Source organism: Bacillus sp. 22190, assembly GCF_052045575.1.
GTDB lineage: Bacteria > Bacillota > Bacilli > Bacillales > Bacillaceae > Bacillus > Bacillus altitudinis.
On the sequence record NZ_JBQEPF010000010.1, the window covers coordinates 79,244 to 91,436 of the forward strand.

Consider the following 12,193-nt stretch of genomic DNA (forward strand, 5'->3'; position numbering starts at 1 on the left):
CTAGCGTTTGGTTAAATGATAAACGATTGACTCATATGGGCGCAACGTAAATCCCTTGATATCTGCCGGCACATCCTCATAATTGGACAGCAAGACTTGCCCTTCCATTTCATTGACATCCTTTGCAAGCTCATCTGGAAGTGTAAAGTCCGTCTCGCCTGCATAAAAATGGTTGATCACGAGGATCTTCTCATCTTTGCCTTCTCGGACATATGCAAACACCTTTGGATCATCTGAAAGCAGTAAAGTAAAGCTCCCATAGGTGATTACATCAAGTTCTTTGCGAAGTCTGCAAAGGGCTTGATAATGATAAAAAATCGACGTCTCATCTTTTAAGGCAGCTTCTACTGAAATATCGTTTTGAGCTGGTTCAATCCAAGGCGTACCTTTTGAGAACCCCACATTTTTTTCCGACGTCCATTGCATAGGTGTCCTTGCGTTATCTCTTGATTTGACCTGTAAAATCGCCAAAGCTTCTTCCTTTGTTTTCCCTTTTTCAAGCATGACTTCGTACATATTGAGTGATTCGATATCGCGGTATGACGAAATGTCCTCAAAGCGAGGATTCTTCATCCCAATTTCTTCACCTTGATAAATATAAGGAGTGCCTTGCATCAAATGAATGGTGGTCGCCAGCATCTTCGCTGATTGCTGATGGTACGTGCCATCATCACCGTATCTAGACACGATGCGTGGCTGATCATGGTTGCACCAAAAGAGTGCGTTCCAGCCGCCGCCCTCATGCATTTTCGTCTGCCATTCTGATAGAATTGATTTCAACTCTAGAAAATCAAATGGCGCAATGGCCCACTTTTCACCGTTAGGATAGTCGACTTTTAAATGATGAAAATTAAACGTCATATCCAGCTCCTGCCGATCAGGTCTTGTATACCGAATGCAGTCTGTAATATTCGTTGAAGACATTTCCCCCACGGTCATGCTATCGTATTTCGAAAACACTTCCTGATTCATTTCATGCAAAAATTCATGAATTCTCGGCCCATCTGTATAGTACATACGTCCATCACCTTGCACTGATTGCCCGGCATCATCTAAAAAGCGTTGATCCTTTGAAATGTTATTGATGACATCCAGTCTGAATCCATCGATCCCTTTTTCAAACCAAAAGTGCATGATGTCATATACTTTCCTGCGCACTTCATCATGTTCCCAATTGAGGTCTGCCTGGGTAACATCATATAAATGAAGATAATAGTCACCTGTCGCTTCATCTAATTCCCACGCTGGGCCGCCAAACTTTGACTGCCAGTCATTCGGAGGAGAGCCGTCCGCTTTCGGCTCCTTCCAAATATAATAGTCTCGATACGGGTTCTCCTTCGACTCTCGGGAGGCTTGAAACCACTCATGGAAAATCGACGTATGGTTCACGGCTAGATCCATGATGACACGGATCCCTCGTTCATGTGCTTCTTTCAGCATGTGCTCAAAATCAGCCATTGTGCCGTACATGTCATGGATTTTTGTATAATCACTAATATCATAACCATTGTCATGCTGTGGTGACTCATACATAGGGGTCAGCCAAATACAATCCGCCCCTAGCTCTTTGATATAGTCGAGCTTTTTCGTCACGCCATTGATATCACCTGTACCAGAGCCTGTTGTGTCTAAAAAGCTCTTCGGATAGATTTGATAGACCACGGCTTTTTTCCACCACGGTTCGTTTGTTTGTTGATTCAATTTCCTTCACCACCACTAGTTAAGTTCTTGTGATACATCCTTCTTTTTAAGTTTTGCATATAAAAGGGTACCAATGAATGGGACGATCAGCACAATCACCATTCCGATGGCAAATGCCCCCCAATATTTCGGAATGATCGAGAAGATTCCTGGAATGCCTCCAACGCCGACTGAACTTGCCAGTACCCCTTGTGAGGCAATAAACATACCAGCTATCCCTGAACTGATCAGGGCAAAAATAAACGGGAATCTATAGCGCAAGTTCACCCCAAACATCGCCGGTTCAGTAATGCCCAAGTAAGCAGAAATACTTGATGTCAGCGAGAGCCCTTTTTGCTTTTCATCTTTTAAGACAAACATCATCGCAAGTGCCGCTGATCCTTGAGCAATATTAGACAGGGCGAGCATTGGCCATAGGAACGTGCCGTGCAGTTTTGAGTTAATCAGCTGAATATCGACTGCTAGGAACGTATGATGCATCCCTGTAATGACTAACGCTGCATACAATCCGCCATATAAAAGACCACCAAGTGCTGCGAATTGCTGGAATACGGTGACGAGTCCAGATGTTAAAACGTTTCCGATCGCAAATGTAACGGGACCAATGACGATAAATGATAAAAATCCAATGAGTAATAATGTAATTGGTGCAACAACTAACAGCTGAATACTTTCAGGTGTCCGTTTTGTTATAAATAATTCGAGCTTTGCGAGTAAATAGGAGGCGACGAGTATCGGAAGAACCTGCCCTTGGTAACCTACCTTTTGTACTTCAAGTCCAAACAAATTCCAAACAGGAATGTCACCTGTCTTTTCCGCCGCTCCATACCCCCAAGCATTCAACAGATCTGGATGTACAAGCATCAGTCCGAGGACCATCCCTAAAAGTGGATTACCTCCAAACCGCTTGACAGCCGACCAGCCAATTAATGCTGGCAAAAAGGTAAAGGCAGTGCCTGCAATCAAGTTGATCATATTTGCTAAATCCGCCCATGCCGGATACACATCCACAATGGATTTTTGATCAAAGAAAATATCAGGAGCTGTTAAAATATTATTAATACCCATCAATAAACCGGCTGTCACGATAGCTGGAAGGATTGGAATGAAGATATCTGCAAGCGTTTTCACCGCACGCTGTAAAGGATTTAATTTCTGATCAGAGGCACGCTTGACGTCCTCTTTTGTCGCTTCGCCGATTCCCGTCTGTTTGACCATTTCGGCATAAACCCGATTCACCACTCCTTGACCAATGACCACTTGGTATTGGCCATTCGCTGAGAAAGATCCCTTCACTTCATCAATTTGTTCTAGTGCTTTCTCATCCACCTTAGCTTCATCTTTTAGCACAAAACGAAGTCTTGTCACACAATGTGTGGCTTGATCAATGTTTTCTTTGCCGCCAATGGCTTTCACAATCTGATCTGCCGCTGCCTGATAATCAGCCATGATATCCCCTCCGAGATCGTTTTTTTATAAGAAAAAAGAATCAAAACTTGTATATACATGTTCACTTCATATTTTATATTTGTATATACATGTAGTCAATAAGAAAATGTAGCGCTTTCATAAAAAAAGCTCCCTCAATGTGCTCAGAGAGGCAGCGTGTCATCATCTTTTTTATGCTCCGTTAGTTTTTCGTAGACCCTATTCTTATAAAAGGAGGAGGCTGGACGAGCAAACGTTTGGCGCTTGGATGTGAGTTCATCGAGGCGTTTCTGTTTTTCCTCACATATGAGAGAGAGTTTTTTTCTTTCTTCTCCATCTATACTCGTTTTCAGTAATTCTTTGACCGTCATTAGTTCTTTTTTCAAAGCGGTTTCTTCCCCGGCAAAGCCAGCATTTTTCATGATTCGATAGCCCATCCTCAGTTCTTCAGGTACATGAGCAGCATCATCCTTTGGCAGAGGTTTCCCAAAACCTGCTAGTCCTTCAAAAGCTCCATGGTCCATCGCCTTTTTGATCCGTTCTTCTGACAATCTCTGCGCAAAATCCATGACACGTCTCCTTTCAGATCGTCTGATATTTTGGTTAAGCATAGCAAAAAAGCTGACTCTCTCACAAGAGCCAGCTTTCTCGTTATTTTTTGTCGATTTTAAAAGTAGATACCATTTGTGCCAAGTCCTCTGACATGTCAGAGAGCTGTTCAATCGCACTTGAAATTTGCTGCATGCCAGCACTTTGCTGTTCTGTTGCTGCCGCTACTTCTTGAGAGCTTGCCGCATGTTCTTCTGACACGACCGAAATTTGTTCAATCGATGTAGAAATTGTTTGATAAGCTCGTTCTACCTGCTTAATAGATTGAAGCAAATTGTTCGTTCTGCTTGCAAATTGAGACACTCCATCATAAATACCAGCGAAGTTCTGCGAGGTGCCTTTCATTTGCTCACGGCCTTCTTCCACTGCTTTACTGCTTTCCTCCACGCTTTCAAGGACACGCTGACTATTTTCCTGTGTGCCAATGACTAAGTCTGAGACCGTTTTAGCTGCATCAGCTGACTGTTCAGCTAACTTACGGACTTCATCAGCCACAACAGCAAATCCTTTTCCTTCTTCTCCTACACGTGCGGCTTCAATAGAAGCATTCAGTGCAAGCAGATTCGTTTGCGCTGAAATGTCCGTAATAATGGAGATGACACTTTCAATTTCTGTTGAATGTGATTGCAATTCTTCTGCCGCCTGCTTTGAGCTTGTCATCATGTCGTGTAACATGTTGAGATGTTCAAGCACATGCTGCACCAATTTTTGACCAGATTCTGACTGCTCCTGTACTTCTGATGAAACAGATTTCATTTCATCCACTTCTTTTGTCACGCCTTCGATTTGAGTATCAATTTCCGCAACAGATGTTGTGCAGTCTGTAATGTTTGCGACTGAATCATTGATTCCTTCACTCATATTCGTCATCGCTTCTGACACTTGTTGTGCACTTTGACTAGATTCCGTTGTCACTGTGCGAAGCTGTGAAGACATTTTCGACACTTCACTTGATGAGTTTGAGATCTTTCCAATAAGCTCTTTGATCCGTCCCTGCATTTTCTGGAAGGAAGCCGCTAATTGACCGATCTCATCTTGACTTTGAACTTCTACCATGCCAGTTAAATCACCATCTGCAATTCGATCCGCTGATTCCATTAATGAACGTGCTGGTTTTGCAATTCTTCTTCCCATGAAGAATGAGAAGAGTAATCCGCCGATGAGCACAATCGCAGATGCTACTGTAATATAAATTGTCAGCTTTTTCGTTGTTGCTGGAACAACAGACGCATCTAAGTCAATTCCTAAAATCCCCGTGAGTTCACCGCCTGAATCTTTAATTGGTAAAAAGACGGATTTATGAGTCCCATACGAATCAACATAAATGTCACTTTTGACCATTTTATCTTCAGAAAGAGCTTGTTTCATTTCATCTGAAAAGACATAATCTTGATCAAAATCATTGTCTTCCCCTGTTAGTACGATGATTCTTTCTTTGCCGCCCTTATTTGATAACACGTATAAGTTCTCAAGCGTATGATCTTTTTGTAGTTCTGTGAATTTCTTTTTGATCTCCACATAAATGGGATCATCCTTCCCGCTAATGCTAAGGACATTTCCATCAATATTATCGATTTCTTTTTTCGCTGTATCAATATCTGTTGTTAATCGATAATCAAATTGCTTTAATAATTGGGAAGATAAATCCTGGCTAACTAAATAAAATGTTAGAACGAATAATGCAACGGTTGCGAGTAATGTTACGACAACGACTGACATGATTTTGGAGGATATCGTAAGTCCTCCAAACTTCCTTTGTTTCGCCATTTTTTTCTACATCTCCACTCTCAATTTTAATTTAAGCCTCTACACTTTCAAATTGTCCACAAACAGATGCAATGACATCTTTTAAATAAGATACGATATGAGGGATATGCTCCGGTAACGTATAAGGTGAAATCACAAAAAATTTACTCACACTTAGATAGAATTCTTGACCTTCTTTGGCATTGACTTGTAAAAACTTCGTTGTATCGCCAAAGAACATTTCGTCTCTTTTCTCTCCAAGCTTTTCAAAGAGGATTTTGTTCAAATCATTGTTGCGCTCAATTTCCATAGCAGTTGCTTCTCCAGATATTTCTTCCTTAAAACGAGGAGAGCCGTCTAGGTAAATTCTAAACAATGTAGCCATTCCGACATTGTCATCATTGACGACTTCTGCTTGCGGAATTTCCTGACGAAGTGCTTCTCTAAATGCAAGGTTCACCTCTAAAAATTGACCGAGCAAGCGCTGGTATCCTTCAATTCCAAACGTTAGCAGCACACTTAGCATGCTGATGGAGCTTCCCATTCTTGAGCATTCCAGTGTATAACCCGTATGGTATTCGCCGTAGCCTCTATGACCAACGTATGGTGTCTCTTGTTCTTCCAGATCTAAACGCTTTAAGTCAGCAGCGTTTTTCACTAAGAATAAACTAGATGTGTATGGTGTTTGTCCGAGTTTTTGAAAGTCAAAACACATCGTGTCAGCAAGAGAAAGATGCTGGAATTTCGCTTTGATTTCTTTTAGCATACGAAGAACACCGTCTGAGAATTGCAGCGGGTTTTCAGATACATCATACTCATTAAAGAAAGCAAAGAATCCACCAAGCGCCGAATCTGCATGAATATGCGGCACCTTGAGACCATACTTCTCAGCAATGGCTTCTGCCGTTTCACGCACCCCTTTTACATCATCAATTGCAATGGCATCTGTTGTTCCGGTTGTTGCCACAATATAAACGGGAATTCCGCCATTTTGGGCAACACGTTCCATTTGACAACGCAAATCTTCCATATCCATCGAATGATCTTTATTCGTCTTAATTCTGATTAAGTTGTCTGTGCCAATCCCTGTTGCTTCCATCGACTTAAATAAACTGTAATGTGCTGCATCAGAACAAAACGCATAAAGATTTTGCGGGACACCTTTTCGTAATGACTCCGGTGCAACTTTCGCAATCGCTAAACGAAGCCCCGAGAAAATAGCCCCTTGACCTCCCCATGTTGTGTAGCCCCCGCTCACATTTGGATCATATCCGATGAGCTTAGACATCATTGAGACCACTCTGACCTCAGCTTCAGCGCCTGCTGGTCCATACACATCCCATAGGTTGTTTCCGTTAACCAGCATAGCCGTCAGCATGCCTAGAATTCCTGGTGTACTTGCCATTGGCAAAATGTTCGTGAAGAAATACTTCGTGTGGTATGGATGATTATGTAAAAGCTTCAGTAATTCTTCATTCACAAGTTCCGCTTGTTGTCCGTTCATCGGAATTTGACTTGTTTCAGTGAGCTTTTTGTAAAAGTCCTCCTCGCGATTCTTTTCACCTTTTAGGTGAGCACGGTTCGGATCCTTCAGGTCATCGACCCCTGAAATGATCTGTTCCATTAATTTAATGAGTTCTTTCCGCTCTTCTGCATTTCCGTCCTCACTCGGAAACCAGTTCTGAACGAGGTTCTGTACTCGTACAGTCATATACTATCAATCCTTTCAATGGAAGATTTCCTGTCACTGTCTATATCGACCTCGTTTCAAAAGTTTATAGTGTCGAACTGTTCACTTAAGTATATTTAGATAATTTGTTCACCCAACAAAAAGAATAAAACCCTTACAATACACATCAAAACCATTATGTTTGTGAAACAACAATATATATCAATATACTTTCTTGAAGGAATTATTATCCAGACAATTCAGCGGTTTATTCATTCATTTTTTTTACTTAACCTGCATAAACATTAATAAACACTGGAAATACGCCTAAATACACCATTGTAGAAATCAAATTAATTCTTTAGACTTGTGTCTTTTTACCTGTTTTATTGATATAGCAACAGGAAAAATACAGAATTTTCTGTAATTATTAGGATGAATTTCACAAAAAGTTTTTCGGAGATCGAATATTTTCGATGTCTTCCCAACTCCAGCTCGGACAGGTTGCCTTAGGTGCTCACCGGTTATGACTTTTCTATTTGTGCATTTCATGGTATATTCTAATGGTTCGTTTTCTTTCGTTCCGCCTCTTCCGTTTAACGGAGAAAAGGAGTGTTTAAATGAAAACATTTATTCAAAAAAGGGGCCTCGGCTTCTTTGTAATTGCAGCCATCTTGTTATGGCTCAAGACGTATACAGCTTATTTAATCGAATTTAAACTTGGTATATCAAATGTGCTTCAGCATATTTTGCTTTTTGTGAATCCTATTAGCTCCAGCTTGTTCTTTCTTGGCTTTGCTTTATTGTTCAAGAAAAAATGGCAGCCTGCCGCTATCATTGTGATTCACTTTTTCATGTCTTTTTTACTTTACGCAAACATCGTGTACTATCGATTCTTCAATGACTTTATCACGCTGCCTACAGTGATGCAGGCAGGAACGAATGGCGGACAATTAGGTGATAGTGCATTTTCACTCATGCGTTGGACTGATATGTTTTACTTTCTCGATACCATCATCTTGATCGTACTCGCAGTCCGCATGAAAAGACAGCAGCAAACAAGTACAGCGACAGTACCTGTTCAAAAAACAAAATCGTTTAGACTCGTTCTTGTGTCCTCTGTTCTGATTTTTGTTGTCAACTTAATCGCAGCAGAAATTGATCGCCCAGAGCTTTTATCAAGATCGTTCGACCGCAATTATTTAGTCAAATACTTGGGTGCTTATAATTTTACGGTGTTTGATGCCATTCAAAATGTGAAATCAAACAGCCAGCGTGCCCTGGCAAATTCAAGTGACGTAACAGATGTAGAGAATTATCTAAAGGCGAATAGCGCTGATCCAAACCCGGCTTATTACGGGAAAGCGAAAGGCATGAACGTCATTACAATTTCTCTTGAATCACTGCAAAACTTTGTCATTGATTACAAGGTGAATGGAAAAGAGGTCACTCCTTTCCTCAATTCATTAGCCCATGACAACAAAACGTTTTATTTTGATAACTTCTTCCATCAAACAGGACAAGGAAAGACATCTGATGCGGAATTTATGATGGATACGGGGCTTTTCCCATTATCACAAGGCTCTGTGTTTATTAACAAAGCTCAAAACACATATCAGGCGCTTCCTGGCATTTTGAAAAAGGACCAATACACGTCCGCTGAATTCCACGGAAATACGAAAACGTTCTGGAACCGAAATGAAATGTTTAAGTCCTTTGGATATGACAGATTTTACGATTCTGAGTACTACGATATGAATGAACAAGATACGAAGAACTATGGATTGAAAGACAAACCTTTCTTCAAAGAATCCATGCCAATGCTTGAAAATCTAAAACAGCCGTTTTATTCGAAATTCATTACGCTGTCAAACCACTTCCCATTTGGTATGGATGAAGGTGATACCGATTTTGAACCTGGCGACTTCGGAGACTCCGTCGTTGATAACTACTTCCAATCTGCTCATTATTTAGATGAAGCCATTGAACAGTTCTTTAATGACTTGAAGAAATCCGGTCTCTATGACAATACCGTCGTCATTATGTACGGTGACCATTACGGCATTTCAGAAAACCATAATGAAGCGATGGAAAAAGTGACTGGCGAAAAAATTGGAGATTATGAAAATGCCCAGCTTATGCGTGTGCCGCTCTTTATCCATGTGCCAGGCGTAAAAGGCGGACAGATTCATAAATACTCTGGTGAAGTCGATGTTGCGCCTACCCTTCTCCACCTGCTCGGAGATGATACGAAGAACTATTTAATGTCTGGTTCTGATATCTTATCGAAGAACTTTAAAGAGCTTGTGCCATTTAGAAATGGAGACTTCGTGTCTAAGGACTACACGAAAGTAGGCAACAATTATTACAGCAACAAAACAGGTGAAAAAATCGAGCCGACTGAAAAGGCATCACAAGAAAACGAAACGGTGAAAAAGATGCTAGAGACATCTGATAAGATTGTCACGGAAGATTTACTCCGTTTCTACAAACCTAAAGGCTTTACACCAATTGAGCGAAATGATTATGACTACACAAAGAAAGTACAGGATGAAAAAGATTCCTCTTCCGCCAAAGATGAATCCAGCTCGTCTTCCAAATAACTTTCTCATTTAAGGCCCCAGCCGATCCAAGATCAGCTGGGGCTTTTTACGTTTGATCCGCATGACACCGGGTATAGTTGAAGAAGGAGGGATTGATTAATCATGAAAAAAACAGCAGCTTTTGTCGTGACCGCTTCACTCGCTTCTTCCACCTTATTTGCTTTCAGCCCATCGATTTCAGCGCACGCCATGACCCAAACGCAGGCAGAACAGTCCATTCCTCAAGGGCCGAATGCAGCGCTAAACAGCATCTATCAGCTGGCGCATAAAGGACAAATGCCATACTATGCAGAAGGACTCAAAATAGGGGTTCAAACAAAAAAAGACGTTCGGCATAAACTAGGACAGCCTTATCCAGAAACGGATCAAAGCGGCTTTGATTTGTATCATGCCGAAATGGGCAACCCTGGATTTGCTTTTCACTATGACAAAAAAGGCAAGATTAACGAAATCCGTTATTTTGGAACAAATGTAGAAAAAGAAACGAATATCGGAGGAATGACTCCTTCCCTATTAAAGAAACAGCTTGGACCAGCAGATTCAGTCAGCACCATCCCGCAAACAAAAGAGAAAAAATACGTTTATCAGACCGGTGATTATGAGCTCGAATTTGTCGTCGGACATGATCCAGATATCAGTCAGCACTCGTTAACAGTCTTGCATATCAACCTTATAAAAAGTGATTCTTAAATAAAAAGCATCCTGAGTTTTCGCTCAGGATGCTTTCTTTTATTAAGATGCCACTTCTAAATGCGGCTTTCTTTTCAGTTTTCGCTTAAGGACTGGACCTGCTACATAATCAAGGCCAAGTTTTCCGGCATTTCCTTTCGCTGCCATAATGAAGACGGCGATCAGAAGAAGAAGCGGGTTAACAGAAACGGTTCCAGCTAGTAAGAAAGAGACATTCATCACGCTTCCAAAAAAGGCTGCTGTTGTTGTGAACAATCCAACAATTAGTCCTAGACCAACTAAGATTTCTCCCCACATGACCATGGCACTGAAGAGTCCGGCATTTGGCAACGCGACATTTTCTAAAAACCAGACATAGAACGGATAAACAAGATGTCCATCTTTCACAACAGGTTCAGCTATGGCAAATTGCAAATATCCTGATGCATCGAATCCGCCTGTTAGTTTTCCAATACCAGATGTCAGCCAAGTCCATCCGATATAAAGTCTTGCTGCCAAAAGGATAACCGCTGCCCATACATTCGTTTGTAAGAATTTTGTAAACATGATGATGCCTCCTTTTAAATTATGTGAAATATTTCACATTTTCTTTATGATCTTATTATACTATGTAAATATCATTTGTGATCCTTTTCACATGTATATTCACAAATTGTTCATGAATATCTAGTCGAGGTAAACTTTTCTCTCGTTATCACCGTCTCAGTAATTCAGACAGTGAAAAGGGGTTACATTTTGTATGAAAACATTATTGCAGAGGCTGGGATCTGATCTGGATTGAAGATGATGAGGTAACTAATGAGACTTTTGAAGTCATTGCGCATTGGCTGTTGGTATCAATAATTAAATAGTTGCTAAGGAAAAGCAGGCTGACTGGAGCCTGCTTTTTTGTCTTTGATAACAAAGATCTTATTAATTAAGATTTACTATGTTTTTTTCTTTTATTTTTATATTAGATGACTTTTCAGAATCTTGATTTTTCCACTCTATCTCTATTTCTAATTTGTGTCCTTTTATTTTTTCTTCTGGTATGAAATCAAATGTTGTTATATGATCTGGAGCATTTTCAGATTTATCTGTGGCATATTCCGCCAAGTCATAGTTCTCATTTTCTTCATATACTTTTCCATCTATTTTTAGTTTTAATGTTTTAATTTTTATTTCTTTTTCTATATTTTTGTTTCCTTTCCAATAAAGTTCCAAATAATAGTTTGGGCCTATACTTGTCTTGTCACTTCTCGTTAGTTCTGCTTTCCAATACTGATCTTTACTTTCACCCATGAATTTTGGGTAATTGTTTTTCGCATAAATTATTACGCATGTTGCGGTAATAAATAGAATGAATATGGTTGATAGAAGAATGACTTTTTTAATTTTCATATTTTTCTCCTTAAATTTAATCAAAATAAATACAAATATACCAAAGTTATATTCAAAATATAAGGGTGAATGAGATTTTTTTGCTCCTAATTGTTGAATATCCAAAAACAGCCGTTTCCTTTCAGGTCGGTTCATCGACCTTTCGCATGCCGCTTGTTATCTCGTTTTTGCTGATTGGCTTTTTTATTTGGGTGGCCGAAAATGTCACGACATTTTTAGGAGCATGGCAATATCCAAATCAGCAGCATGCTTGGTCTCTCGTCCACCTTGGTAAAATCAGTTCATGGTTTTTACTTGTTGTCATCAGCATTGTACTGGTGATCGAACAGCGAAAACAAAAAAACGTTCAGCCCATTTGATCTGGCTG

General features: G+C 40.4%; 10 protein-coding genes. 3 read left to right on the plus strand and 7 right to left on the minus strand.

Going from position 1 to position 12,193, the window contains the following annotated elements; genetic code table 11:
* The 5 genes from treC to ACTJKA_RS14100 form a co-directional block, all read right to left on the minus strand.
* The gene (gene treC, locus ACTJKA_RS14080) at positions 1-1,701 is read right to left on the minus strand and encodes an alpha,alpha-phosphotrehalase (RefSeq protein WP_035391352.1); all 1,701 of its coding nucleotides are present in this window, start codon (positions 1,699-1,701) and stop codon (positions 1-3) included.
* Positions 1,702-1,716: 15 nt separating this feature from the next.
* The gene (gene treP / locus ACTJKA_RS14085; protein WP_035703666.1) at positions 1,717-3,150 is read right to left on the minus strand and encodes a PTS system trehalose-specific EIIBC component; all 1,434 of its coding nucleotides are present in this window, start codon (positions 3,148-3,150) and stop codon (positions 1,717-1,719) included.
* Between the two features lie 143 nt (positions 3,151-3,293).
* A complete protein-coding gene (locus ACTJKA_RS14090; RefSeq protein WP_146271605.1) occupies positions 3,294-3,698 on the minus strand; it encodes a J-domain-containing protein in 405 nt (134 codons plus the stop codon).
* 82 nt (positions 3,699-3,780) lie between these two features.
* Positions 3,781-5,505 (minus strand): methyl-accepting chemotaxis protein, encoded by a 1,725-nt coding sequence (locus ACTJKA_RS14095; protein ID WP_216943056.1) that lies wholly within the window; start codon positions 5,503-5,505, stop codon positions 3,781-3,783.
* A gap of 31 nt (positions 5,506-5,536) precedes the next feature.
* Entirely contained in the window at positions 5,537-7,195 is a 1,659-nt protein-coding gene (locus tag ACTJKA_RS14100; protein ID WP_056703306.1) for a pyridoxal phosphate-dependent decarboxylase family protein, read from the minus strand.
* A 578-nt stretch (positions 7,196-7,773) separates the two neighbouring features.
* Here ACTJKA_RS14100 and ACTJKA_RS14105 point away from each other — a divergent pair.
* Both ACTJKA_RS14105 and ACTJKA_RS14110 read left to right on the plus strand, forming a co-directional pair.
* Positions 7,774-9,756, plus strand: coding sequence for an LTA synthase family protein (locus ACTJKA_RS14105; RefSeq protein WP_017358781.1), 1,983 nt, complete (start codon positions 7,774-7,776; stop codon positions 9,754-9,756).
* A gap of 102 nt (positions 9,757-9,858) precedes the next feature.
* Complete coding sequence (locus tag ACTJKA_RS14110; protein ID WP_017358780.1) at positions 9,859-10,446, plus strand: YjgB family protein; 588 nt, start codon at positions 9,859-9,861, stop codon at positions 10,444-10,446.
* A gap of 42 nt (positions 10,447-10,488) precedes the next feature.
* Here ACTJKA_RS14110 and ACTJKA_RS14115 read toward each other — a convergent pair whose 3' ends face one another.
* Both ACTJKA_RS14115 and ACTJKA_RS14120 read right to left on the minus strand, forming a co-directional pair.
* Positions 10,489-10,992 (minus strand): DoxX family protein, encoded by a 504-nt coding sequence (locus ACTJKA_RS14115; protein WP_007496570.1) that lies wholly within the window; start codon positions 10,990-10,992, stop codon positions 10,489-10,491.
* 366 nt (positions 10,993-11,358) lie between these two features.
* Positions 11,359-11,826, minus strand: a complete 468-nt coding sequence (locus ACTJKA_RS14120) for a DUF4944 domain-containing protein (RefSeq protein ID WP_008341766.1) — start codon at positions 11,824-11,826, stop codon at positions 11,359-11,361.
* A 29-nt stretch (positions 11,827-11,855) separates the two neighbouring features.
* Here ACTJKA_RS14120 and ACTJKA_RS14125 point away from each other — a divergent pair, with 29 nt between their 5' ends.
* The gene (locus ACTJKA_RS14125) at positions 11,856-12,185 is read left to right on the plus strand and encodes a DUF817 family protein (protein ID WP_428004188.1); all 330 of its coding nucleotides are present in this window, start codon (positions 11,856-11,858) and stop codon (positions 12,183-12,185) included.
* Positions 12,186-12,193 lie beyond the last annotated feature (8 nt).